Raw genomic sequence first — 24,834 nt, forward strand, 5'->3', positions numbered from 1 at the left:
GCACCGTTACGGGGATATCCGCGCCCCACCGGGGCCAAGGTGACGGGCCCGGCGGCCCGCCGCGCGGCCGGGGACGGCCGACCCTGCGACGGGCCCGCCGGCCGCTTCCGGGGCGCCCGCGCCGCAGTCCGGCCCGGGGCCGCGCCGAGCCGCTCCGGCGGGGGGTTGCCCGCTGATGGTTGACTGGCTCCGTGGAGACCAGTGATCCGACACCGCAGCCGACGCCGCCGACCCCGACCGGGGAGCCCCGGCCCGCCCGGCCGCTCGACGCGGCGTTCGCCCCGCCCGAGAACACCTCCTGGAACCGCGTGTCGCCCGCCCTCGCGTGGTACCGCAGGCTCGTGGTGGGCGCGGTGTGCCTGATCGCCGGCGTCGGGGGCGCCGTGACGCTCTTCGTCTGGGCCTCCTGGCCGTGGGCCGCGGGCTGGACGGCGGCGGCCCTGGCGGCCTTCGCCGCGGGCTGGCTCCTGGCCGGGCGGTTCCGCGGGTCGTGGGGGTACGCGGAGGCCGCGGAGGAGCTGTACCTGACCTACGGGGTGCTCGTCCGCCAGCTGGTGGTCGTCCCCTACGGCCGCATGCAGGTCGTCGACGTCACCGCCGACCTGCTGGAACAGGCACTGGGGATCGCGACCGTGCGGGTGCGCACCGCGGCGAGCACCGCCGACATCCGCGTGGTCGGACTCCCCCTGGCCGAAGCCGTCCAGTTGCGCGACCGGCTCGCGGCGCGCAGCGAGAGTTTCTCGACGGGGTTGTAAGTGCACGGATCAGCTCAGCCGTCCCAGGAGCCCCAGCGTCCACCGGGGGAACAGCCCTCGGGGGAGGGCGCCGCGCGTGAGGACCCGCCGGGGCCGCAGGACACGGCCGGACCGGCGGGGTGGGTCCCGCCCGGCGGGGGCCCGCGCCCGGAGGCGGCGGGGGCGGAGCCCGGACCTGCGGGTCCGACCGGCGCCCAGGGCCCCTCCGGTCCCCAGGAGGCGCCCGGCGCCCCGCGGACGGCGCCGGAGGGGACCGCCGGGCGTGTGCCGCCCGGGCCCCCGCCCGCCGCGCACGCGGAGTCCGGCCGTCCGGGCGCCCCGGGGCGGCCGGGACCCGTTCCCCGGGACCCCCGGTCCGCGTACGGTCCGGGGATCCCGCCCGGACCGGCGCCGCAGTGGCCCGGCGGCCGACCGGCGCACCCGCCCGCCCCCGGAGCCGCTCCGGGTCCGTACGGTTCCCCGGGGCCCGGCGGGTACCCCGCTCCCGGCCCGCAGGGGCCGTACGGGGCGCCGTACGGCCACGGGGCCCGGCCCCCCGCCGGCTTCCCGCCGGCCGGCCCGTACCCGCAGGCGCCGACGATGCTGCCCCCCTCGGTGGCGTGGCGCCCGCAGCCGGTACCGCGGCGCGAACCCGACGAGGACGTCACCACGGGCGTGTTCCGTTCGCACTGGGCGGTCGTCCCGCTCCAGGTGGTCGCCGTCGCCCTGGTGTTCGTGGCGCTGGCCGGCCCGATCCTCACCATGTTCGGCTTCGGCTGGGTGGTGATGATGACGGTGGCCGTCGTGTTCGGCTCCCTCGCCTACGCCCTGCCCTCCTGGTGGTACGGCACCTTCGGCCTGCGCGAGGACCACCTGGTGGTCCACAGCGGTCTCGTGATGCGCAGCTCACGGGAGATCCCGCTCAGCCGCCTCCAGGCGGTGGACGTGGTGCAGCCCCTGCTCATGCAGGTGTTCGGCATGGCCGAACTGCGCATCGAACTCGCCGGGGGCGACGGGAGCGCCATCCGGCTGCGCTGTCTGCGCAGGGGCCTGGCCGAACGGGTGCGCGCGGCGGTCCTCGCCCACGCGGCGGGGCTCCCGGGCCGTTCGCCCGAGGCGCCGGAGTGGCCGTTCTACCGGCTGCCGTTCCTCCTGCTGCTCGGCGCGCTGACCTTCCGGGTGCCGGTCCTGCTGTCGTTCGTGCTGCTGCTCATGCTGGCCACCGCCGGCGCGGTCTTCGCCGAACCGGGGGTGGCGGGCGCGCTCGTGCCCCTCACCCTGGGGCTGCTCCGCTACTTCTGGGGGCCCCTGGCCCGCTACACGGACTACTACGCCTCCCTGTCCTCGGACGGGCTCCGGCTGCGCTACGGCATGTTCCAGCGCCGCATGCAGACGGTCCCGCCGGGCCGGGTCCAGGCGGTGCGCGTGGTCGAGCCGCTGCTCTGGCGCGCACTGGGGGTGGCCCGTGTGGAGGCCAACGTCGCGGGATACGCGGGTGCCCGCCAGGGCGACTCGGCCACCCTGCTCCCGGTGGCCCCGCGCCGGAGGGCCTACGCGCTGGTCGACGAGCTGTTCCCGGACAGCGGGGCGGCGCACGTGGCGATGGTGCCGAACCGGACCTGGGTGCCGGGGCTGGTCGGCGTCGACCGGCGCCTGTTCATCAGCACCCGGGGCCTGTTCTGCCAGGTGACGGAGATCGTTCCGGTGGAGCGCGTCCAGTCGCTGCGGCTGACGGCCGGTCCGCTGGCCCGGTTCACCGGCCTCGTGTCGGTGGACGTGGACACGCCCCCCGGCCCGGTCCGGGCGAGGGCGTCCGCCCGGGAGGCGGGGGAGGGCCGCCGGCTCGTGGACGCGCTCGCCGCGTACGGCCGCCGGGCACGGGTGCCGTCGGCGGGGACGGAGCGCTGGGCGACCCGTTCGACGCTGGAGCGGCGTCCGGGGCACGCCGTGGGGACCGGGGCCGCGGACGGGACCTATGACACCCCCGAAACCTGATGTGACGTGCAACACAATATGGGCCCAAAGTGCTTCCAGTTGTGGACCACATGTCGGACATGTTTGGTCACGAATGGTGATATCTCCAGCTCCGCTCCCCGGAAGACTTCCGAGTTTTGGTCACATGGAGTGGTTGAGTATGGCTAAATAGTGACTGAACACGGGGAGTGTTCAGTCTCATACACATAGTCAACGTTATCGACCGGTTGGCGCCCCCGCCGACCGGTCCGACGGGAGAAACACATGCTGAAGAAGGCTTTCGCCGCCAGTGCCATCGTTGCCGCCGCCGCCGGCGTCCTGTTCACCGGTGCTCCGGCCATGGCCAACAGCAACGTCTTCACCTCCGGCAACGGCAGCATCCTCGGCGGCAACCAGCTCGTCGCGGACCTGGACGTGCCGATCAACGTCTGCGGCAACGCGATCTCCGTCCTGGGCGTGGCCGGCGCCAGCTGCGTCGACTCCGGCGCCACGGTCAAGAACTAGTACCGCGGTCCCCGCAGTACACGCAGGACAGATCGATCCGGCCCGACCGGGCGGGGGTGTCCAGTCGGAGACGTCCCGACTGAACCGACCCGGCCGGGGTCCGCGAGCTTTCCGCGCGAGGCGCCATCCCGTGACGACGGGGTGGCGCCTTTCCCGTGTCCGGGGTCCGGCGCGGACGAGCCCCGCAGCCCCCGGTCCTCCGGTCCGACACGGCTGACCGCAACCCGTATTGGTGCGCGACTGGAACCCCGCGCGGCGGTGACGCAGCGCGCACACCCCCCTCGCCGGTCCGCGACCTTTGCCCCGATCGACCCCGAGACGTTCGACTACGCAGGGTCGGCATCTCCGTCGATTTCGTGATCACTCCAGCTCAAGCCCGTTGAAGGGGCTTCTCGCCCAGTAACTTCATCACCAGCACTCCCGGGTGCCACGAACAACCGCGATCCGGTCGGCCCTCCCGGCCGGACAAAGAAGGAGTTCCATCGTGCTGAAGAAGACGTTCGCCACCGGTGCCGTGGCCATCGCCTCCGCCGCAATCCTTCTCTCCGCCTCGCCGGCGGCTGCGGACTCGGAGGCCTGGACCCAGAACTTCGATTCCGTGCTCAGCGGAAACACCACCCTCCACGAGCTGGAGAACGAGAGCGAGGGCTGCGGCATCTCCAACGCCGTCCTCGGCGGCAAGTCCGTGGGCTCCTGCTACAACACCGGCGTGATCATCCAGAACTGATCCGCGCCCCCACACGGGGGCGGGGAGCACGACGGGCGGGGACGGGCACGACGTGTCCGTCCCCACTCGCGTCCCCGGGGGCGGGGCGGCAGGTCACCGGCGGGGGAGGGCTATCGTGTGCACAGGCGTCACGGTGCGCGGGAACCGGACGCACCGCACCACGAGGGGGCACGCACATGGAGACGACGCAGGGGCGCCCCGCCCGACTGCGGGTCGGCGTCATCGGTCCCGGACGCGTGGGCTCCGTCCTCGGCCAGGCCCTCGGCCGCGCCGGGCACGAGGTCGTCGCCGCCTCCGCGGTCTCCGACGCCTCCCGCGAGCGCGTCGCCGGGCGCCTGCCCACCGCGCGCGTCCTCGAACCGGCGCAGGTCGCCGAGGCCAGCGACCTCGTCCTGCTGACCGTGCCCGACGACGCCCTGCCCGACATCACCGAGGGACTCGCCTCCACCGGTGCCGACCTGCGCGGAAAACTCCTGGTCCACGCCAGCGGGGCGCACGGCTACGGCGTCCTCGCCCCCGCCACCCTGGTCGGCGCGCTCCCGCTCGCCCTCCACCCGGCGATGACCTTCACCGGTCGCGACGAGGACGTCGACCGCCTCGCCAACTGCGCGTTCGGCGTCACGGCGCCCGAGCAGCTGCGGCCCATCGCCGAGGCCCTCGTCGTCGAGATGGGCGCCGAGCCCGTGTGGATCGAGGAGGAGAGGCGCACCCTCTACCACGCGGCCCTCGCCGGAGGCGCGAACCACCTCGTCACCCTCGTCGCGGACAGCGCCGCCCTGCTCTCGGCCGCCGGCGTCCCCGAGCCGGGCCGCATGCTCGCCCCCATGCTCAGCGCGGCCCTCGACAACGCCCTCCGCCTGGGCATCCACGGCCTCAGCGGGCCCGTCCTGCGCGGCGACGCCGGGACCGTCGCCGGACACATCGAGCAGCTGCGCGAGAACGCCCCCGAGAGCGTCGCCAGCTACGTCGAGCTGGCCCGGCTCACGGCCGACCGCGCCATCAACGCCGGGATGCTCAAGCCGGAGGACGCCGTGCGCCTGCTCGACGTCCTCCGCCGCTGACGCCCTCCCCACGTCGCGCCCGGTGCGCGCCCGGCCGCCGCGCCGTGCGCGCCGCAGAACTCCACCACGGGAAACCACCGATGACCGAACCCACACCGCAGACCGCGACCGCCGGCGGCCCCCTCGTGGCACGCACGCCCGAAGAGCTGCGCCGGGCCCTCTCCGGCCCCGGGCACGTCGCCCTCGTCCCCACCATGGGCGCCCTCCACGGCGGCCACCGCTCCCTCATGCGCCTGGCCCGCGAGCGGGCGGACACGGTGGTCGTCAGCGTCTTCGTCAACCCGCTCCAGTTCGGCCCCGACGAGGACTTCGACCGCTACCCGCGCGACCTGGCGGCCGACACCGCCCTCTGCGCGGAGGAGGGGGTGGACGTCGTCTTCGCCCCGTCCGTCGCCACCATGTACCCGGCCCCGCAGATGGTCACGGTCGACGCCGGGCCGATGGGGGAGCGGCTGGAGGGCGCCTCACGCCCCGGGCACTTCACCGGGGTCCTCACCGTCGTCGCCAAGCTCCTCAACCTGGTCCGGCCCGACACCGCCGTCTTCGGGGAGAAGGACGCCCAGCAGATCGCGCTCGTCAGGCGCATGGTCGCCGACCTCGACGTGCCCGTGGAGATCGTCGGGGCCCCCATCCTCCGCGACCCCGACGGGCTCGCCTCCTCCAGCCGCAACGTCTACCTGTCGGACGCCGAGCGGCGCAGCGCGCTGGCGCTGTCGCGCGCCCTCCGGGCGGGCCGTGAGGCCGCGGCCGGTGGGCCGGACGCCGTCCGCGCCGCCGCCCACGCCGTGCTGGACGGGGCGGCCGGGGCCGCTCCCCCCGTCGTCCTCGACTACCTGGCCCTGGTCGACGCCGCGACCTTCACCGAGGCCGCGCCCGGCCACCGGGGGGACGCGGTCCTCGCCGTCGCCGCCCGCGTGGGCTCCACCCGGCTCATCGACAACGTGTCGATCCCCCTGTGACCGCCCCGGCCCCCGGGGCGGCGCCTCGCGAAAGAGACCCCAGATGAGTACACCCGCACAGACCAGGCTCGACGCACCCGGGCCCGGGTGGACGGTCGCGGCGGACGTCGCGGTCGTCGGCTCCGGCATCGCGGGCCTGAGCACCGCGCTGCGCTACGTCCAGAGGAGCGGGAGCGGACGGGTCGTGCTGGTCACCAAGGACCGGCTGTCCACAGGGTCCACCGCCTACGCCCAGGGCGGGATCGCCGCGGCCGTCGCGCCCGGCGACGACCCCGTCGCCCACATGGTCGACACCCACCTGGCGGGGGGCGGGCTGTCCGACCCCCACGCCGTCAACGTCCTGGCCACCGAGGGTCCCGGCGCACTGCGCTGGCTCATCGGACTGGGCGCCGAGTTCGACCGCTCCGAGGACGGCGCCCTCGCCCTCACCCGGGAGGGCGGCCACCGCGCGGACCGCGTCGCGCACGCGGGCGGCGACGCGACCGGCGCCGAGATCCAGCGCGCGCTCGTCGCCGCCGTCCTCGCGGAGGAGCGGATCGAGGTCGTCGAGCACGCCCTCGCGCTCGACACCCTCCACGACCCCGCCACCGGGGCCGTCACCGGGGTGACCCTGCACGTGATGGGGGAGGGGGCCCGCGACGGCGTCGGCGCGGTCGTCGCACCCGCCGTGGTCCTGGCCACCGGGGGCATCGGGCAGGTCTTCGCGGCCACCACCAACCCGCCCGTCTCCACCGGGGACGGCCTCGCCCTCGCCGCCAGGGCCGGGGCCAGGATGCGCGACCTGGAGTTCATCCAGTTCCACCCCACCGTGCTCTGGCTCGGCGCCGACGCACGCGGTCGGCAGCCCCTGGTCTCCGAGGCCCTGCGGGGGGAGGGCGCCTACCTGGTGGACGCCGACGGCGCACGCATCATGGAGGGCGTCCACGAGCTGGCCGACCTCGCCCCGCGCGACGTGGTCGCCCGCACCATCGCCCGCACCATGGCCGAGCAGGGCGTTGACCACGTGTACCTGGAGACCCGCCACTTCGGCGCGGCCACCTGGGAGAAGCGCTTCCCCACCATCCTGGCCTCCTGCCGCGCCAACGGCGTCGACCCCCTCACGGAGCCCGTCCCCGTCGCCCCCGCCGCCCACTACGCTTCCGGCGGCGCCGAGGTCGACATCGACGGCCGCACCAGCGTCCCCGGGCTCTGGGCGGTCGGCGAGGTTGCCCGCACCGGCGTCCACGGCGCCAACCGGCTCGCGTCCAACTCCCTGCTGGAGGGGCTGGTCTACGCCGACCGGATCGCCGCGCGCCTGGCCGAGGACCCCCGGCCCGTCCCCGGGACGGGCGCCACCGCCGGCTCCGTGACCCCGCTCGCCGACCCCGCCGCCGCCACCCGGGTCCGCACCCTCATGTCGCGGCACGCCGGGGTGCTCCGCACGGGCGAGGGCCTCGCCGAGCTGGTGGCCGAACTCGACGCCCTCGCCCGGCCGACCGCGCCCGTCACCCCCGGCGTCGCCGCGTGGGAGGCCGCCAACCTGCTCACCACGGCCCGCCTCGTGGCCGCAGCCGCCCTGTACAGAACCGAGAGCAGAGGCTCTCACCAGCGTGCCGACTTCCCCGAGCCCAGACCCGGGCTCAGGATCCGGCCCGTCGTCGTCCGACTGGAAGGGGACACCGCCGTGACCACCGCCGAGGACTGGCAGCCGTCCCTGCCGTCCGCCCTCGTGGCCGAACTCGACGCCGTCTCCTTCCCCCTCGCCGGGGCCGACCGGAGTCCGGAGGCCCGGGCCGAGTTCTCCCTCTCCTGCACCGCCCCCCACCTGTCCCACGTGGAACTGGTCCGCCGCGCCCTCTCCGAGGACCTCACCGCGGGCCCCGGCATCGACGTCACCAGCGTCGCGACCATCCCCGCCGACCAGGTGCGCACCGCCCAGGTGGTGGCCCGGGCCGACGGCACCGTCAGCGGCCTCCCGCTCGCCGAGCTCGTGTTCTGGCTGGTCGCCGACGGCGCCCTGGAGGTCACGCGCACCGCACGGGACGGCGACGCGGTCAAGCGCGGAGACGTCCTGATGACCGTCACCGCGCGTACGCGCGACCTGCTCACCGCGGAGCGGACCGCGCTCAACCTCCTCACCCACATGTCCGGGATCGCGACGGCCACGCGCTCGTGGGTGGACGCCGTGGCCGGCACGCGGGCCCGCGTCCGGGACAGCCGCAAGACCCGCCCCGGGATGCGCGCCCTGGAGAAGTACGCGGTGCGCTGCGGAGGGGGCGTGAACCACCGGTACGGCCTCAGCGACGCGGGCCTGGTCAAGGACAACCACGTGGTCGCCGCCGGGGGCGTCGGCGAGGCGGTGCGCGCCGTCCGCGAGCGCTTCCCCGACCTCCCCCTGGAGGTCGAGGTCGACAGGCTCGACCAGATCGAGGACGCCATCGCCGCCGGGGCGGAGGAGATCCTCCTCGACAACTTCACCGTCGACGGGCTCCGGGCGGCGGTCGCCCAGGTCGGGGGCCGTGCGCGGCTGGAGTCCTCCGGCGGACTGACCCTCGACGTCGCGGGGGACGTGGCCCGCACCGGGGTCGACTACCTCGCCGTCGGCGCGCTCACCCACTCCAGTCCCGCGCTCGATATCGCCCTCGACCTGTTGTGAGGGCGCCCGAGTGGTGGAAGATTCCTTGAGAACACACCACTTCGACCATGGATGAGGCCCTCAGAATGCTGCTCGCGATCGACGTCGGCAACTCCGAGACGGTCTTCGGTCTCTTTGAATCCGACGAGCTTCTCGAACACTGGAGAGTGGGGACCGACACCCGGCGCACCGCCGACGAGTGGTCGGTGGTGCTGCGCGGGCTCCTCGACGCGAGCACCCTCGGCGGCCCGGAGGACATCGACGGGATCGCCCTGTGCTGCTCGGTGCCGTCGGTCCAGCACGAGATGCGCGACATGTTCCGCCGCCACTTCGGCGACGTCCCCGCCGTCATCGTCGAACCCGGGGTCAAGACCGGGGTGCCGATCCGGATGGACAACCCCAAGGAGGTGGGGAGCGACCGGATCATCAACGCCCTCGCCGCCAACCACCTCTACGGCGGTCCGGCCGTGGTCGTGGACTTCGGGACCGCGACGACCTTCGACGCGGTGAGCGTCAAGGGAGAGTACGTGGGCGGCGCGATCGCCCCCGGCATCGACATCTCCGTGGACGCCCTGTCCCGGCGCGGCGCCCAGCTGCACATGGTGGAGATCGTCAAGCCGCGTTCGGCCATCGCCAAGAACACCACGGAGGCGCTGCGCTCGGGCATCGTGTTCGGGTTCGCGGGCCAGGTGGACGGGATCGTCGACCGGATGGTCGCCGAGCTCACCGACTCCCCGGACGACGTGACCGTCGTGGCCACCGGCGGGCTCGCGTCCACGGTCATCGGCGAGTGCGAGACCGTGGACCTGCACGAGCCGTGGCTCACCCTGATCGGGCTGCGCCTGGTCTTCGAGCGCAACACGGGCTGAGCCCGGGCGCGGGGCGGGGGCGCACGCCCCCGCCCCGGACCGGGGCCGGTGCGGCGCGGGGGCCGCACCGGCCCCGGCTCACGCGGAGGTCCCGGCCCCGGGCGAGGCGGGGGACCCCGGCGCAGTGCGGAACAGGTCGGGCTCGATGTAGATCAGCGTGGCGATGGGCACGGACGCGCGGATGCGCTCCTCCGCCTCGTTGATCGCCCTGGTCACCCGGCCGGCGTCGTCCTCGGCGTCCACCGCGACCTTGGCGGCCACCAGGAGCTCCTCGGGGCCCACGTGCAGGGTGCGCATGTGGATGAGGCGGTCGACGTCCTCGACCGACTCGATGGCATTCCTGATCGCCAGGACGTTCTCGCGCGTGGCGGACTCGCCGACCAGCAGGCTCTTCACCTCGGCGGCCAGCACGACGGCGATGACCACGAGGAGGATGCCGATGGCGGCGGTGCCCAGGCCGTCCCACAGGCCGTTGCCGGTGATCAGGGTCAGGCTGACGCCGAGCAGCGCGAACACCAGGCCGAGCAGGGCGCCGGCGTCCTCCAGCAGGATCACGGGCAGCTCGGGGGCCTTCGCCCGGCGGACGAACTCGACCCAGCTCGCCTTGCCGCGCACGGCGTTGGACTCCTTGACGGCCGTCCTCATCGCCATCGACTCCAGCCCGATCGCGACCACCAGGACCGCGACGGGCACCCACTGCCACTCGGTGATGGGCTCGGGGTGGGAGATCTTGTGCCACGCCTCGTAGAGCGCGAACAGGCCGCCCACGCTGAACAGCACGATCGCGACCACGAACGCGTAGATGTAGCGTTCGCGCCCGTAGCCGAAGGGGTGCTCCTCGGTGGCGCCCCGCCTGGCGCGCTTGCCTCCGATGAGCAGCAGCGCCTGGTTGCTGGAGTCGGCGACCGAGTGGATGGACTCGGCCAGCATGGAGGACGAGCCCGTCAGTACATAGGCCACGAACTTCGTGACGGCGATCCCCAGATTCGCAACCAGTGCCGTGACGACGGCCTTCGTGCTTCCCTCAACGCTCATTGTTCGACTCTCGGTAGATCCTGCTCCGGTGGTGGGGGGTGCGGGTCAAGGCAGCGCAATACTAGTGATCCGGGCACGCCCGTCCCACCTCCCGGATCCGCGTGGCACGGTCCCGGGACCCCCGGCCGGGCGGGGTCCGGGCGGTCGGCCGGGGCGCGGACCGCCGGTAGGATCGTGCGCGTGACTGACACGCACGACGACACCTACGACGACCTGCCCGAACAGATGCGGGTCCGGCGCCAGAAGCTGGACCGTCTCCGGGAGGAGGGGATCGATCCCTTCCCCGTGACCTTCCCGCGCTCCACGTCGATCGGTGCCGTGCGCGACAAACACCAGGGGCTGGAGCCGGACACCCGCACGGGCGTCGGCGTCTCCATCGCCGGTCGCGTGATGCTCTACCGCACCGGCGGCAAGCTCTGCTTCGCGACGCTGCGCGACGAGACCGGCGACGTCCAGATCATGCTGTCCCTGGACCAGGTCGGCCAGGAGCGGCTGGACGCCTGGAAGGCCGACGTCGACCTGGGCGACCACGTCGGCGTGGAGGGCGAGGTCATCACCTCCCGCCGCGGCGAGCTGTCCGTCCTCGTGAACTCCTGGACGCTGACGGCCAAGTGCCTGCGCCCGCTCCCGGAGAAGCACAAGGGCCTGACCGACCCCGAGGCCCGTGTGCGGCAGCGGTACGTCGACCTCATCGTCAACCCCGACTCCCAGCTGATGGTGCGCCGCCGCTCGGCCGCCATCCGGGCGATCAGGGAGGGCCTGAGCCGGCGCGACTTCATCGAGGTCGAGACCCCGATGCTGATGCGCGTGCACGGCGGCGCCACCGCGCGGCCGTTCACCACGCACATCAACGCCTACGACATGGACCTGTACCTGCGCATCGCGCCCGAGCTGTCGCTCAAGCGGCTGGTCGTGGGCGGCCTGGAGAAGGTCTTCGAGGTCAACCGCAACTTCAGGAACGAGGGCGCGGACTCCACGCACAACCCCGAGTTCACGATGCTGGAGTTCTACCAGGCGTACGCCGACTACAACGTCATGGCGGACATCACCCGGGAGCTCGTCCAGGACGCGGCGCGCGCGGTGTTCGGCACGACCGTGGTCGAGCGTGACGGCGAGGCGTACGACCTCGGCGGCGAGTGGCCGCAGATCACCCTGTACGGGGCCGTCTCCGAGGCCCTCGGCGCGGAGGTCGACCCGCGTACCCCCGTCGAGGAGGTCCGCCGTCTGGCCGGGGCCAAGGGCGTCGAGTTCAGCTCCGACTGGGGGCAGGGCAAGCTCGTCGAGCACGTCTTCGAGGAACTGGTCGAGCACACGCTCCTCCAGCCGACGTTCGTGCGCGACTTCCCGGTCGAGACCAGCCCGCTCACGCGCCAGCACCGCGAGGACCCGCTGCTCACCGAGAAGTGGGACCTGATCGGGTTCGGCATGGAGCTGGGCACCGGCTACTCCGAGCTGGTCGACCCGGTCGAGCAGCGGGAGAGGCTCACCCGGCAGTCCCTCATGGCGGCCGAGGGGGACCCCGAGGCGATGCAGCTGGACGAGGACTTCCTGCGGGCGCTGGAGTACGGTATGCCGCCCACCGGAGGCGTGGGGGTCGGCATCGACCGCCTGCTCATGGCCTTCACCGGCAAGAACATCCGCGAGACCGTGCTCTTCCCGATCGTGAAGCCCTCGGGGGACTGACCGGGGGCGTCCGGCCCCGCGCCGCCGGGGCCCGGAGGGCCGTGCGACGCGGGAGCGCCGGGACGCGCGCGTGTGCGGCGCGTCCGTGCGGGAATGGCCGATAAGGGTCGCGCCGAGTGGCCGAAATCGGGGACCGGGGTCGTCGCACCAGGGGTGCGCCGGCCCCTTCCGCGTGTCCCGGTCCCGGCCCCGGAACAAGGGACATGACTCACCGACCGGACATAGAAGGCGAACCCGCGGTCAGACCGTGATGGCCGCGGGGATAGGCGAGAGTTTTTCCAGGGGCCGGAGTGCTATAAGCAGCCACTCTCCGGTAAAGATTGTTTACGCAGGTCAATGCCCTCGGGGATTTTTCTTTCCCCTTGCCTTGTCACAGAAGGATATTGCATAACTACACATGGTGATTTATCGGGTCTTGACGGTATCATCTCTGCGGCCTAGCGTGCTGAGGGCGGGCCGAGGCCCGTGAGTTTGCCGAAGTGGATCGAGAACGACGGTGAGCGCGAAACGGGACCGCCGATGCGGTCCGAATTCGCGCGCGCATGCGCGCCCTCGGTGTGGTCTGTCCGTCCCAGACCCCAGCGAGCCGGCCAGCCTGCGACCCGTGCGCCCGGAACTCCCCCGACCCCTGTGCCAGAGGGGTCCGCCGGGGATTTCGAGGCCCGCGGAGTCTCCGTCCGCTCCGACGGGGCGACCCCCGGTCGGCGCACTCGCGTCCATCAGGTGACGAGTTGATGTTCCGCACTCACATGATGAGGGAGGACGGAGTGGAACAGGCCACACTCGTACGACGTACCGTTGAGGACCATGGCGCTCTCCAGCCGAGGGAGCACCGGGAGAGCGTGGTTCCCCTTCAGACCCGCCCGCGCGACACGGCTGTCAGCAGCCCGTACGCGCCGGTGGAACTGAGCCACGAGGAGCTCGAACTGCTCGCAGAGATCGCCACCGGCGTGACCACCGAGGTCGCGGCCCGGCACCTGGAGCTCAGCGCGAGGACCCTGCGCCGACGTATCCGCAACATCTGCGACGTACTCGGCGTGAACACACCCATCGAAGCGGTCGTCTGGGCCGCGCGGCGGCAGCTCATCTGAGCCGAACCCCCGGCTGGAGCCGGAACCGCACACGGGAATGACCGACCCAGGGGGCGCACGCGCACCGCGAGGGCCGGGAGGAGACTCTCCGGCCGGCGGTGCCGCGGTGCCCCCGATCTCGTGTGTCCGGCCGGGCGCCGACCGCCCCGGCCCGCGCGGCCGTGCTCCGGGGGGTGTTCTGGCGGGTGGGAGAGGGCTCGGGTAGGAGTTCTTCTCCGCCCCCGCCCGCGCGGCGGTGCTCCGGTGGGGTGTTCTTGGTGTGGTCGCGGGCCTCGGGTAGGAGTTCTTCCCCGCCCCCCGCCCGCGCGGCCGTGCTCCGGTGGGGTGCTCTTGGTGTGGTCGCGGGCCTCGGGTAGGAGTTCTTCCCCGCGTGGGCATAGTCTGGTCCGGCTATGCCCGTTCGCCATGTTCACGTGCGTCGCGCCAGGACGCGCGACGTCGCAGCCATCCGCCGCCTCGTCGACACCTACACCGTCGACCGGCGGGTGCTGTCCAAGAGCACCGTCAACCTCTACGAGGACGTCCAGGAGTTCTGGGTCGCCGAGGCGGAGGTGGTTCCGGACATGTCGCCCGCCGGGCCGGAATCCTCCCCCGGTGCGGTCCCAGAGGCGGAGGTCGAGCACCGCCTGGTGGGCTGTGGAGCCCTTCACGTGCTCTGGGAGGACCTGGCCGAGGTGCGGACCGTCGCGGTCGACCCCTCCCTGCGCGGTTTCGGCGTGGGACACCGAATCGTGACCGAACTTCTCGCCACGGCCCGTGAGTTGGGTGTGCAACGTGTGTTCTGTCTGACATTCGAGACCGGTTTCTTCTCCAAACACGGCTTTGCCCCGATCCAGGGGACCCCTGTCTCGTCCCGTGTGTACGAGGAACTCCTGCGTTCCTATGACGAGGGAGTTGCCGAATTCCTCGACTTGGAGCGGGTTAAGCCCAACACCCTCGGGAACACCCGGATGCTTGTGCGCCTCGACGACGCGGCCCGCCCGGCCCGCGCCTAAAGGATTTCCGGTGTGCTTGGTACGGAGTTCCCCTTACGCGGCCCCGCCCGTGCCGCTCCGGCGTCCGGACTCGGGGCGGCTTATGCACACCGGGGGGTATGGAGGTGGAACAGGGCAGGTAATGTGTACCTGCGTCCGGCCGGCCGTCCTCATGATCGAGTTCGGCGGGGCGGTGACGAAGGGTTGTGATTTGACCCCGCAAGACCCCGTGTTCCGGCCGCACCCGCACGAGGGCCCCGAACCCACGACCGGACATTGGCGCCCACGGGGTTTGCGGGAGGCCGCTCGGGTACGTCCGGTGTCAAACCGGGGGCAAACGATGTCTATGATGTCGGGTATGCGTTTGCCAGGTCGTCCGGCGCGCCATCCCCCCGGAGTGGCCCGACACTGAGTCGGGTATTTGCTGCAATAAGTAACAACCAGGAAGGGTGGAGCGCTTCGATGGGTGACTTTTTGTCGTCGGTGGTTCCCCCTGGACTGATCGACGTATTGTCGGCGCTCATCCCCCCTGTGGTTGTCGGTACCGTCTTCTGTGCCTTCGTCATCAAGCTGCTGCGCAAGGAGATGGCGCCGCGGCGGATGGACGGAAGCCTGGTCAGCAATGACGGGGCGGCCCAGGACGCGACCGACCACAAGGGCGCTGCCGAGGTCCGCGAGACCGGGGCGACGAACGAGACGCCGATTGTCCAGGGTGGGGAACGCGCCGAATCCGACGGTCGTTGATACGGTACTTGACCGGTTGCGTGAAGCCCGGGGGCCGGGCCTCGGTCCCACCGCGTGCGCGGGCCAACTCGCCGCACCCGCGCTGCTCCGGCGACCCCCGAAACCACGGTCGGTCCCAGACGATTTCTGGCACGCCGGGAATTGTCTTCCGCGTTCGCGCGGGATAGCTTTATATTCAGGTGTGCAGACACCGCTCTTCTGAAAGGTTTGATTCCATGGCACAGAAGGTCCAGGTTTTCCTGGTCGACGACCTCGACGGCGGCGAGGCCGAGGAGACGGTGACGTTCGGTCTGGACGGATCGACGTACGAAATCGACCTCAGTGCGGGTAATGCCGCCAAGCTTCGCGAGGCCCTTAACCCGTTCGTCGAAGCCTCCCGCAAGGCTCCGTCCAAGGCGAACCGCGCCACCGCCCGCCGGGGCAGCCGTAATGCGCCCAGCCGCGAGCGCAGCGCCGAGATTCGCGCGTGGGCGAAGGCTGCCGGCAAGCCCGTCAATGAGCGCGGCCGGATCCCCGCCGCCATCGTCGCCGAATATGAGGCCATCAAGGGCTAGGTCCCGCGACCGCCTTCGGTTCGCCGAAATGTTGTCAGGGCTTGATCGAATTTCGACCGGTGCCCACCAGGAGCACCCGACTCCCTCATCCGGCACCGCCTGACACCGGTGGACCCGCCACGCGGGGGATCCTGTGACACGGGGTCCCGCGCCATGGGGATGCAGGGGAACAAGGGGATACGACGGGCACCGGATCCCCGGCCGACGGCGCCGAGCCGGTGCCGCCGGATCCGGACCGCGGGCGCAGTGCGGCCCCGGGTCTTCCGGCCCCCGTCTCCGTGACGCGGCTCGGACGGGGGTCCCGCCGCTCGCCGCGGTGTGCGCGGACGCGCCGACGACCGGGGCGCCACAGCGCTCCCCGTTCTCGTGGAGGCTCTCGACTTCCGGCCCTGCGGCCGCACGGCCGCAGGGCCCGGGGCCGTTCCGCCGCGACCCGGCGGGGCCGTACCGCGGCCCACCGGAACCGAGGCGCATTTCCCGCTTTCGGGGCCGCCTGATCCGGCCCGAAGAACAACACGCGGTTCGGCTTGTTCGCTCAGAGCCGATTATCGGGCTTGTACACGTGCGGTCCGGGGACTCCCGTGATGGATGGGAGTGTCCGGGCCGTTCGCCTTCGGCGTACAGGGAAATCTGACGCCTCAATTGGTAGTTGGATGTTGGGTGAACGCCCTATCGTCGGGGAAAGTCTCTGGCACGGACGGCTGGGAGGCCGGCCATGCGGAGATGTTCGCCCGGTCGGCAGCCTGTCGACCGGCGGGTGCGACAGTGCTCCCCTGGGCGGTTATCCCTGTGGGGCCGATATGCGGAAGAGTTGGGTCGGCGAGACCGTCCCTGCCTGACCGCTCTGTAGAGGAGCGACGAGACATGTTCGAGAGGTTTACCGACCGCGCACGGCGAGTGGTGGTTCTGGCCCAGGAAGAGGCCAGGATGCTCAACCACAACTACATCGGTACGGAGCACATCCTGCTCGGCCTCATCCACGAGGGTGAGGGCGTCGCCGCCAAGGCTCTGGAGAGCCTCGGTATCAGCCTCGAAGCGGTTCGGCAGCAGGTTGAGGAGATCATCGGCCAGGGCCAGCAGGCGCCGTCGGGGCACATCCCCTTCACCCCGCGTGCCAAGAAGGTCCTTGAGCTGTCGCTGCGCGAGGCGCTCCAGCTCGGCCACAACTACATCGGTACCGAGCACATACTGCTGGGCCTGATCCGCGAGGGCGAGGGCGTCGCCGCCCAGGTCCTGGTCAAGCTCGGCGCGGACCTGAACCGGGTCCGCCAGCAGGTCATCCAGCTGCTGCACGGCTACCAGGGCAAGGAGCCGCAGGCCACCGCGGGCTCCTCGGAGTCCACCCCCTCCACCTCCCTGGTGCTGGACCAGTTCGGCCGCAACCTGACCCAGGCCGCCCGGGAGAGCAAGCTCGACCCGGTCATCGGCCGGGACAAGGAGATCGAGCGCGTCATGCAGGTGCTCTCGAGGCGGACCAAGAACAACCCGGTCCTCATCGGTGAGCCCGGCGTCGGCAAGACCGCCGTGGTCGAGGGCCTGGCCCAGAAGATCGTCAAGGGTGAGATCCCCGAGACGCTCAAGGACAAGCAGCTGTACACGCTGGACCTGGGCGCGCTGGTCGCCGGAAGCCGCTACCGCGGTGACTTCGAGGAGCGCCTCAAGAAGGTGCTCAAGGAGATCCGGACCCGCGGCGACATCATCCTGTTCATCGACGAGCTGCACACGCTGGTCGGAGCGGGAGCGGCCGAGGGGGCCATAGACGCCGCCTCCATCCTCAAGCCCATGCTGGCCCGGGGCGAGCTCCAGACCATCGGCGCCACCACCCTGGACGAGTACCGCAAGTACCTGGAGAAGGACGCCGCCCTGGAGCGGCGCTTCCAGCCCATCCAGGTGGACGAGCCCACCATCAAGCACGCCATCGAGATCCTCAAGGGCCTGCGCGACCGGTACGAGGCGCACCACCGGGTCTCCATCACCGACAGCGCCCTGGTGGCGGCGGCCCAGCTGGCCGACCGCTACATCAGCGACCGCTTCCTGCCGGACAAGGCGATCGACCTCATCGACGAGGCCGGTTCGCGGATGCGCATCCGCCGGATGACCGCTCCGCCGGACCTGCGCGAGTTCGACGAGAAGATCGCGGGCGTGCGCCGGGACAAGGAGTCCGCGATCGACGCGCAGGACTTCGAGAAGGCCGCGTCCCTGCGCGACGACGAGAAGCAGCTCCTCAACAAGAAGGCGCAGCGGGAGAAGGAGTGGAAGGCCGGCGACATGGACGTCGTGGCCGAGGTCGACGAGGAGCTCATCGCCGAGGTCCTGGCCGCGTCCACCGGCATCCCGGTCTTCAAGCTCACCGAGGAGGAGAGCTCCCGGCTGCTGCGCATGGAGGACGAGCTGCACCGCCGGGTCATCGGCCAGGAGGACGCCATCAAGGCGCTCTCGCAGGCGATCCGCCGTACCCGCGCCGGCCTGAAGGACCCCAAGCGCCCGGGTGGCTCGTTCATCTTCGCCGGCCCGTCCGGTGTCGGTAAGACCGAGCTGTCCAAGACCCTGGCCGAGTTCCTGTTCGGGGACGAGGACGCGCTGATCCAGCTGGACATGTCCGAGTTCATGGAGAAGCACACGGTCTCCCGGCTGTTCGGCTCGCCTCCCGGCTACGTCGGCTACGAGGAGGGCGGCCAGCTCACCGAGAAGGTGCGCCGCAAGCCGTTCTCCGTGGTCCTGTTCGACGAGATCGAGAAGGCCCACAACGACATCTTCAACTCCCTGCTGCAGGTGTTGGAGGAGGGCCGTCTCACCGACGCCCAGGGTCGCAACGTCGACTTCAAGAACACGGTCATCATCATGACCACCAACCTGGGCACGCGGGACATCTCCAAGGGCCAGGCCATGGGCTTCGCCAAGGAGGACAACGCCCAGACCAACTACGAGCGGATGAAGGCGAAGGTCAGCGAGGAGCTCAAGACCAACTTCCGTCCCGAGTTCCTCAACCGCGTGGACGACATCATCGTCTTCCACCAGCTGACGGAGGCGGAGATCTTCCAGATCGTGGACCTCATGATCACGAGCCTGGACGGCCGCCTCAAGGAGCGGGACATGGGGATCGAGCTGCGCCCGAAGGCGAAGCAGATCCTGTCCGAGCGCGGCTTCGACCCCGTGCTGGGCGCCCGCCCGCTGCGCAGGACGATCCAGCGGGAGATCGAGGACCAGCTGTCCGAGAAGATCCTGTACGGCGACCTCAAGGCGGGTCAGATCGTCGTGATCGACGCCGAGGGCGAGGGCACGGACGCCAAGTTCACGTTCAAGGGCGTGCCGAAGCCGGCCGCGGTCCCGGACACCCCGGAGGTCGAGGAGTCGGCCGCGGGCAAGAGCGACTGACACGGCTGAACCGGACGCCGTCCGTCACGGGGGCACCCCTTCGGGGGTGCCCCCTTCGGCGTTCGGCCGTTAGTGTGCGTTCGTGACCCATCCAGAACCCCGGCAGCACGGTCCGTGGCCGCCCCATGGACAGCAGCCGCAGCAGCCCCCGTCCGCACAGCCCCCGTACCCGCAGCCCGGCGCCCCCGGCGGTCCCCCGCCGGGCGGCCCGCCGGGGCAGCCGCCCCACGGCGCGGTGCCGCCGGGCGGGATGCCTCCCGGCGGCGGGTATCCCCCGCCGGGCCCTCCCGGTCCCCAGGGACCGGGCTCCCACGGCCCCCAGGGGCACTACGGGCCGCAGGGGCCGTACCCGCCGCCGCAGGCGGGGGGCGGCCGCGGCGCCGGGCTCGCCCTGATCATCGGAGCGGTGGTCCTCGTCGTGCTCCTCGTCGCGGGCGGCGGGGTCCTCTACGTGGTGACGCGCCCCGGCGGCGGGGACGCCGGCGCCTCGGCCGGGGCGGGGCTGGAGGCGGTCCAGCACTACGAGGGCCTGTCCGCCGACCACGTCGAGGAGGGCGAGACCGTCGAGTACGACGTGTTCCCGCCCGTGGGCGGGGAGCACTACCCCGTCTGGCAGGACTGCGGCGTCTACGGGGAGCCGCTGCGCACCGAGTACGCCGTGCACTCCCTGGAGCACGGGGCCGTGTGGATCGCCTACGACCCCGGCCTGGACGCCGGCCAGGTCGAGGCGCTCGCCGGCCTCTACTCGCCGGGCGACTACCTGGTGATCAGCCCCGTCGAGGGGCTGCCCGCGCCCGTGGTGGCGTCGGCCTGGGGGTCGCAGATCCTGCTGGAGGGCGCGGAGGACCCGCGCCTCACCGAGTACCTGGTGCAGTACGTCCAGGGCGAGAACACCCCGGAGCCGGGGGCGCCGTGCAGCGGCGGCTTCGCCGGGACCGAGGCGGAGTTCGACGCGGGCGGCGGCACGAGCGCCCGCATGGACGACTGACCCGGCGCCGGAAGGGGCCGGATCAGGAGGGCAGGGCGTACCGGCCGTCGTCGAGCGGGTCCACCAGGCCGTCGGACACCAGGGCGTCCAGGGCGCGCTCACGCTGCACGCGGTCGTCCCAGACGGCGTCCAGGGCGTCCTTGGCCACCGGGTGCGCGGAGTCGCGCAGCACGGCGAGCAGGCGGCCGCGCACCTGGCGGTCGGTGCCCTCGTAGGTCTGGCCCCGCCGGGGCGGCCCGTCGTAGGCGGGCTTGCCCGCGAGCCTCCACGCACACTGCCCGGCGATGGGGCAGGAGGCGCAGGCGGGCGTGCGGGCGGTGCACACCAGGGCGCCGAGCTCCATCACGGCGACCCCCCAGCGCGCGGCGACGGGGGCGGTGGGCGGCAGCAGCGCCTCCGCGAGTGCCGTCTCCGCCTTGGTCTGGGTTTTCGGAGGGTACTGGACTCCTGTTTCGGCCCTGGCGAGGACGCGGCGGACGTTCGTGTCCAGAATGGCGTGCCTCTGCCCGTAGGCGAAGCTCGCCACGGCCGCGGCGGTGTAGGCGCCGATCCCCGGGAGGGAGAGCAGCGTGGCGTGGTCGTCCGGGACCCGGCCGCCGTGCTCCTCGGTGATCGCCACGGCACAGGCGTGCAGGCGCAGGGCGCGGCGCGGGTAGCCGAGCCGGTTCCACATGCGCACGGCCTCGCCCGACGCCTCCCCGGCCAGGTGGGCGGGGGTGGGCCAGCGCTCCATCCAGGCGCGCCAGGCGGGCAGGACCCGCACGACGGGGGTCTGCTGGAGCATGATCTCGCTGACCAGGATCGACCAGGGGGTGGCGTCGGGCGCGCGCCAGGGAAGGTCGCGCGCGTTCGACTCATACCACGCCAGAACGGCGGTGCTGTAAGGGTTATCGCTCATCTTTAAAGGGAATCGGCGGGTTGAGTAGGTGGGTGGCACGCAAAACCGCAATACTACGGGCCATGGCGTCAAGTACCGGACATCCAGGAGCCGTCAGCCGCGAGACCTACTGGAAGCGGCGTGCCTTCGTCCTGATCGGGGTCATGCTGGTGGTCGCGCTGATCGCGTTCGCCTGTCAACCCTCGGACGACGAGACCGGTGAACCGACCCGGTCCGAGGCCGGTATGGACGCGTCGCCCTCTCCCAGTGTCCCATCCGAGGACCCCTCCGCGGACGAGAGCCCGGAACCCACGGCCGGGGCGTCGGAAGGGGCCGGGGAGAGCGCCTCCCCCTCACCCGGCGACGGGGCGTCCGAGGGCGCCGGCGGCGGGGAGGGCGGCGCCGGCGAGGTCGCCGCGCCCGAGCGCGCCGAGGACCTCTGCCGCCCGGAGGACGTCGTGGTGACGTTCGAGCTGGAGGGGGACCAGGAGGTCTACGGCTCCGGGAACGCGCCGGGCTTCAGGATCACCGTGGTCAACACGGCGGAGCAGACCTGCACCGTGGACGTGGGGGGCGCCGCCCTGGAGGTGCGCATCCACTCCGGTGACGACAGGATCTACTCCACCGCGGACTGCCTCAAGGACGGCGGCGCCGAGGAGCGCCAGCTCAGCCGGGGCGTGCCGCACGAGTTCACGGTCGACTGGGAGCGCAACCGCTCCTTCGAGGACTGCCGCGAGACCACCTCCAGCGCCCAGGCGGGCTGGTACCGGGCCAACCTGCACGGCGACTACGCGGGGGACCAGCCCCAGCTGGCGTTCCAGCTCAGGTCCTGAGCCCCGGCGGCGCCGCGGACGACGCGGCCCGCCGGGATCGCGCCCCGGGGTCCGGGTGGCAGTGCCGCCACCCGGGCCCCGGGGCGCGGCGCGCTTCCGGTCCCGCAGGGTGGGACGGGCCCCCGCCCCTCCGGCCCGGAGGGGCGCCCGTGCGGCCGCGCGAAGACCTGCCCGTTCCGGGAGCCCCCCTTCCCGTGCGGACGCGGCGGGGGTACTCTGCCTGCGGTTGGGAGCGCTCCCAAGGCGCTCTTCCCGGGGACCCGCACAGAGCAAGGAGTTTCCGCATGGACCAACGACTCTCCCGGGCCGTCCGGCGCATCGGCGCGGGCCTCGGGCTCACCCTGGCACTCGTCGCGGGCGCCCTCGCCCCCGCCGCGGCGGAGGCGGGGGCGGCCGGAACGGCAACGGCGGCGCGAACGGAGGAGGACACGGTGCGGATCATGCCGCTGGGCGACTCGATCACGGGCTCGCCCGGATGCTGGCGGGCCCTGCTCTGGGCCGACCTGATGGAGGCCGGGCACACGGACGCCGACTTCGTGGGAACCCGGCCGGGCGACGGCTGCGGTTTCGAGTACGACGGCGACAACGAGGGCCACGGCGGCTTCCTCGTCACCGACGTCGCGGACCGCGGCCTCCTCGTGGACTGGCTCGCGCGGACGGAGCCCGACGTGGTGCTGATGCACTTCGGCACCAACGACGTGTGGAGCGGCGTCCCCGCGGAGACGGTCCTGGACGCCTACAGCGTGCTCGTCGCGCAGATGCGGGACCAGAACCCCCGCATGCGCGTCCTGGTCGCCCAGATCATCCCGATGGACCCCGCCCGCAGCTGCGCCGGGTGCGGGCGGGGCGTCGAGGACCTCAACGCGGCCATCCCGGCGTGGGCGGCCGGGGAGAGCACGGCGGAGTCGCCGGTGACCGTGGTGGACCAGTGGACCGGGTTCGACACCGGCACCGACACCTACGACGGGGTGCACCCCTCGGGCAGCGGCGACCGCAGGATCGCCGACCGCTGGCTGGAGTCCCTGCTCCCGCTGTTCTCCTGAGGTCGCCCCGGACCGGGGTCGCGCCGGACCGGGCCGCCCCGGGCCCGGTCCGGCGATTCCAGGACGAACCCGGAGGGGAAGAAGTCGCCCGTGTTTCGGTAAAGTCGGCCGATTCCGGTGATCGAATGGTTACTATGCGTGGTGTTCTGATCGTTCGCACACCGGGAGCAGTCGTGCACCGCACCGCCCTGGCCCTCGCGGCCACCGCCGTCCTGTCCCTCGCCTTCGCCGTGCCCGCGCAGGCGGAGCGCACCGTGACCACCAGCCACACACTGAGCATCCGGACGCCGTCCACGGGAGAGGTGCGGCAGGTCACCCTGGAGTGCCGGCCGACCGGCGGGGACCACCCCGAGGCGGAGCGGGCCTGCGCGGCCGTCGACGGGGCCGGATCGATCGCCCGGGCCAAGGGGGAGGGCGGCATGTGCACGATGATCCACCAGCCCGTCGTGGCCGTCGCCGAGGGCGCCGAGAGGTACGAGGAGGAGTTCTCGAACTCCTGCCTCCTCGTGAGCCAGAAGGGCGTCCTCTTCGACTTCTAGACGCGCTCCCCGGGCGCTTCCGGCGGTCCCGGAGCCGTGGCCCCGGACGGCCCGCGGACCACGGTCCGGGACCGCCCCGGGGCCGGCGGGCGGGGCAGGGGCCCGGCCCGCCGGCCTCAGTCGTCGTCCTGGGACTTCCTGGGCCGGCGCGAGCGCCTGGCGACGCGCAGGAGCGCCTCGCTCAGCTCCTCGACCTCCTGGGTGCGGATGCCCGGGATCGGGTCGCCGAAGTGCTTGGGCACGACGGCCTCGGTGAACCCGAGCCGCTGCGCCTCCGCGACCCTGCGGCGGACGCCCGAGACGGTGCGCACGTCGCCCGCGAGGCCGACCTCGCCGATCGCGATGAACCCGACGGGGAGGGCGACGTCGTTGCTGGAGCTGGCCGCCGCCATGGCGAGCGCCAGGTCCACGGCGGGCTCGGTGAGCTTCACACCGCCGACCGTCGAGGCGTACACGTCCATGTTGGCCAGCCGCATGCCCGTGCGCTTCTCCAGCACCGCCAGGATCATGTTGACCCGGGAGGTGTCCAGGCCCGAGGTGGCGCGGCGCGGGGCCGGCAGGGGCGTGGGCGCGACCAGCGCCTGGACCTCGGTGATCAGGGGGCGCCGGCCCTCCATCGCGACGGTGACGCAGGTGCCGGGCACGGGGTCGGTGCGCTCGGTGAGGAACAGGCCGCTGGGGTCCGGCAGGCCGACGATGCCGCTCTCGGTGAGCTCGAAGCAGCCGATCTCGTCCGTGGGGCCGTACCGGTTCTTGATCGCGCGCAGCAGCCTCAGCTGGGAGTGGCGCTCGCCCTCGAAGTGCAGCACCACGTCGACCAGGTGCTCCAGCATGCGGGGGCCCGCGATCGAGCCGTCCTTGGTCACGTGGCCGACCAGGATGGTGGCGATCCCGCGCTCCTTGGCGATCTGGATCAGCGCGCCGGTCACCTGGCGGATCTGCGTGACACCGCCGGGAACGCCGGTGGCGTCGGGGGAGACCATGGTCTGCACCGAGTCCACGATCAGCAGCCGGGGGCCGACCTGGTCCACGTGGCTGACGAGGGAGGCGATGGAGGTCTCGGCGGCGAGGTAGAGCTTGTCCGACAGGGCCCCGAGGCGCTCGGCGCGCAGCCGCACCTGTCCGGCGGACTCCTCGCCGGTGATGTACAGCACGGGCCCGTCCGCGGCCCGCATCGCCGCGACCTCCAGGAGCAGCGTGGACTTGCCCACGCCGGGCTCGCCCGCCAGCAGGACGACGCCGCCGGGGACGGCGCCCCCGCCCAGGACGCGGTCGAGCTCGCCGACCCCGGTGGGAACGGCCTCGGCGCTCTCCACGCTGATCTCGGTGATGGGGCGGGCCCGGGAGGTGACGGGCGCGGCGGCGACGGACATCGCGGCGGGGGCCCCGGCCTCCTCGACCGTCCCCCAGGCCTGGCACTCGCCGCAGCGGCCCACCCACTTGAGGGTGGTCCATCCGCACTCCGCGCACCGGAACGTCGTCTTCGCTGCCTTTGCCATGGTCGCCACGCTAGCGGCTGCCGGGGACAGGCCCGTCGGGGGCGGAGCGGATTCTCCGCGACACACGAAAGTTACCTACGGGTTATGGGGAACTTCCGGTAGGTCGTGTTAAAGAATCTGTAAGGGTCCGACTACTCCCTGCCCCCCGCTCCCCGGA

21 protein-coding genes are annotated in these 24,834 nt (G+C 72.3%); 18 read left to right on the top strand and 3 right to left on the bottom strand.

The genetic code is table 11. The features are described from left to right. The first annotated feature begins 308 nt into the window (after positions 1–308). The 8 genes from ABZ234_RS17320 to ABZ234_RS17355 all read left to right on the top strand — a co-directional run bounded on the left by ABZ234_RS17320 (position 309) and on the right by ABZ234_RS17355 (position 9,442). Positions 309–755 carry a PH domain-containing protein gene (locus ABZ234_RS17320; protein ID WP_346660255.1) on the top strand — a complete coding sequence of 149 codons (447 nt, stop codon included), beginning with the start codon at positions 309–311 and terminating at the stop codon, positions 753–755. Between the two features lie 579 nt (positions 756–1,334). Beyond that, entirely contained in the window at positions 1,335–2,729 is a 1,395-nt protein-coding gene (locus ABZ234_RS17325) for a PH domain-containing protein (RefSeq protein WP_344177085.1), read from the top strand. Positions 2,730–2,972: 243 nt separating this feature from the next. Next, the gene (locus ABZ234_RS17330) at positions 2,973–3,212 is read left to right on the top strand and encodes a chaplin family protein (RefSeq protein ID WP_267946854.1); all 240 of its coding nucleotides are present in this window, start codon (positions 2,973–2,975) and stop codon (positions 3,210–3,212) included. 484 nt (positions 3,213–3,696) lie between these two features. Beyond that, on the top strand, positions 3,697–3,939 hold the full coding sequence (locus ABZ234_RS17335) for a hypothetical protein (RefSeq protein ID WP_267946853.1): 243 nt from the start codon (positions 3,697–3,699) through the stop codon (positions 3,937–3,939). Positions 3,940–4,115: 176 nt separating this feature from the next. After that, positions 4,116–5,000, top strand: a complete 885-nt coding sequence (locus tag ABZ234_RS17340) for a DUF2520 domain-containing protein (RefSeq protein WP_267946852.1) — start codon at positions 4,116–4,118, stop codon at positions 4,998–5,000. An 80-nt stretch (positions 5,001–5,080) separates the two neighbouring features. Continuing rightward, positions 5,081–5,959 carry a pantoate--beta-alanine ligase gene (gene panC, locus ABZ234_RS17345; protein WP_267946851.1) on the top strand — a complete coding sequence of 293 codons (879 nt, stop codon included), beginning with the start codon at positions 5,081–5,083 and terminating at the stop codon, positions 5,957–5,959. 43 nt (positions 5,960–6,002) lie between these two features. Beyond that, positions 6,003–8,594: an L-aspartate oxidase gene (locus ABZ234_RS17350; RefSeq protein ID WP_355012751.1), complete on the top strand. Its 2,592-nt coding sequence runs from the start codon at positions 6,003–6,005 to the stop codon at positions 8,592–8,594. Positions 8,595–8,659: 65 nt separating this feature from the next. Then, the gene (locus tag ABZ234_RS17355) at positions 8,660–9,442 is read left to right on the top strand and encodes a type III pantothenate kinase (RefSeq protein ID WP_267950542.1); all 783 of its coding nucleotides are present in this window, start codon (positions 8,660–8,662) and stop codon (positions 9,440–9,442) included. Between the two features lie 78 nt (positions 9,443–9,520). Here ABZ234_RS17355 and ABZ234_RS17360 read toward each other — a convergent pair whose 3' ends face one another. Further along, positions 9,521–10,477 carry a cation diffusion facilitator family transporter gene (locus tag ABZ234_RS17360; RefSeq protein WP_344177094.1) on the bottom strand — a complete coding sequence of 319 codons (957 nt, stop codon included), beginning with the start codon at positions 10,475–10,477 and terminating at the stop codon, positions 9,521–9,523. Positions 10,478–10,657: 180 nt separating this feature from the next. Here ABZ234_RS17360 and lysX point away from each other — a divergent pair, with 180 nt between their 5' ends. The 7 genes from lysX to ABZ234_RS17395 all read left to right on the top strand — a co-directional run bounded on the left by lysX (position 10,658) and on the right by ABZ234_RS17395 (position 19,886). Beyond that, positions 10,658–12,160, top strand: coding sequence for a bifunctional lysylphosphatidylglycerol synthetase/lysine--tRNA ligase LysX (gene lysX, locus ABZ234_RS17365; RefSeq protein ID WP_267946848.1), 1,503 nt, complete (start codon positions 10,658–10,660; stop codon positions 12,158–12,160). A gap of 767 nt (positions 12,161–12,927) precedes the next feature. Beyond that, entirely contained in the window at positions 12,928–13,251 is a 324-nt protein-coding gene (locus tag ABZ234_RS17370) for a LuxR C-terminal-related transcriptional regulator (protein WP_330158420.1), read from the top strand. Between the two features lie 392 nt (positions 13,252–13,643). Continuing rightward, positions 13,644–14,246, top strand: a complete 603-nt coding sequence (locus tag ABZ234_RS17375; RefSeq protein WP_330158375.1) for an amino-acid N-acetyltransferase — start codon at positions 13,644–13,646, stop codon at positions 14,244–14,246. A 441-nt stretch (positions 14,247–14,687) separates the two neighbouring features. After that, positions 14,688–14,969, top strand: coding sequence for a hypothetical protein (locus tag ABZ234_RS17380; protein ID WP_267946845.1), 282 nt, complete (start codon positions 14,688–14,690; stop codon positions 14,967–14,969). Positions 14,970–15,184: 215 nt separating this feature from the next. Next, positions 15,185–15,523 (top strand): Lsr2 family protein, encoded by a 339-nt coding sequence (locus ABZ234_RS17385; protein ID WP_267946844.1) that lies wholly within the window; start codon positions 15,185–15,187, stop codon positions 15,521–15,523. Between the two features lie 864 nt (positions 15,524–16,387). After that, entirely contained in the window at positions 16,388–18,898 is a 2,511-nt protein-coding gene (locus ABZ234_RS17390; RefSeq protein ID WP_267946843.1) for an ATP-dependent Clp protease ATP-binding subunit, read from the top strand. 82 nt (positions 18,899–18,980) lie between these two features. Further along, positions 18,981–19,886, top strand: coding sequence for a DUF3105 domain-containing protein (locus ABZ234_RS17395; protein ID WP_355012752.1), 906 nt, complete (start codon positions 18,981–18,983; stop codon positions 19,884–19,886). A 22-nt stretch (positions 19,887–19,908) separates the two neighbouring features. Here the strand turns inward: ABZ234_RS17395 and ABZ234_RS17400 are convergent, their stop codons facing one another. Then, positions 19,909–20,784: an A/G-specific adenine glycosylase gene (locus tag ABZ234_RS17400; protein WP_267946842.1), complete on the bottom strand. Its 876-nt coding sequence runs from the start codon at positions 20,782–20,784 to the stop codon at positions 19,909–19,911. A 143-nt stretch (positions 20,785–20,927) separates the two neighbouring features. Here ABZ234_RS17400 and ABZ234_RS17405 point away from each other — a divergent pair, with 143 nt between their 5' ends. The 3 genes from ABZ234_RS17405 to ABZ234_RS17415 all read left to right on the top strand — a co-directional run bounded on the left by ABZ234_RS17405 (position 20,928) and on the right by ABZ234_RS17415 (position 23,178). After that, positions 20,928–21,596: a hypothetical protein gene (locus ABZ234_RS17405; protein WP_344177232.1), complete on the top strand. Its 669-nt coding sequence runs from the start codon at positions 20,928–20,930 to the stop codon at positions 21,594–21,596. 284 nt (positions 21,597–21,880) lie between these two features. Then, on the top strand, positions 21,881–22,639 hold the full coding sequence (locus ABZ234_RS17410) for an SGNH/GDSL hydrolase family protein (RefSeq protein ID WP_355012753.1): 759 nt from the start codon (positions 21,881–21,883) through the stop codon (positions 22,637–22,639). Between the two features lie 173 nt (positions 22,640–22,812). Continuing rightward, entirely contained in the window at positions 22,813–23,178 is a 366-nt protein-coding gene (locus tag ABZ234_RS17415) for an SSI family serine proteinase inhibitor (protein ID WP_330158381.1), read from the top strand. 116 nt (positions 23,179–23,294) lie between these two features. Here ABZ234_RS17415 and radA read toward each other — a convergent pair whose 3' ends face one another. Next, positions 23,295–24,677 carry a DNA repair protein RadA gene (radA, locus tag ABZ234_RS17420; protein ID WP_355012754.1) on the bottom strand — a complete coding sequence of 461 codons (1,383 nt, stop codon included), beginning with the start codon at positions 24,675–24,677 and terminating at the stop codon, positions 23,295–23,297. Positions 24,678–24,834 lie beyond the last annotated feature (157 nt).

Source organism: Nocardiopsis sp. NPDC006198 (assembly GCF_040613895.1).
GTDB lineage: Bacteria > Actinomycetota > Actinomycetes > Streptosporangiales > Streptosporangiaceae > Nocardiopsis > Nocardiopsis tropica.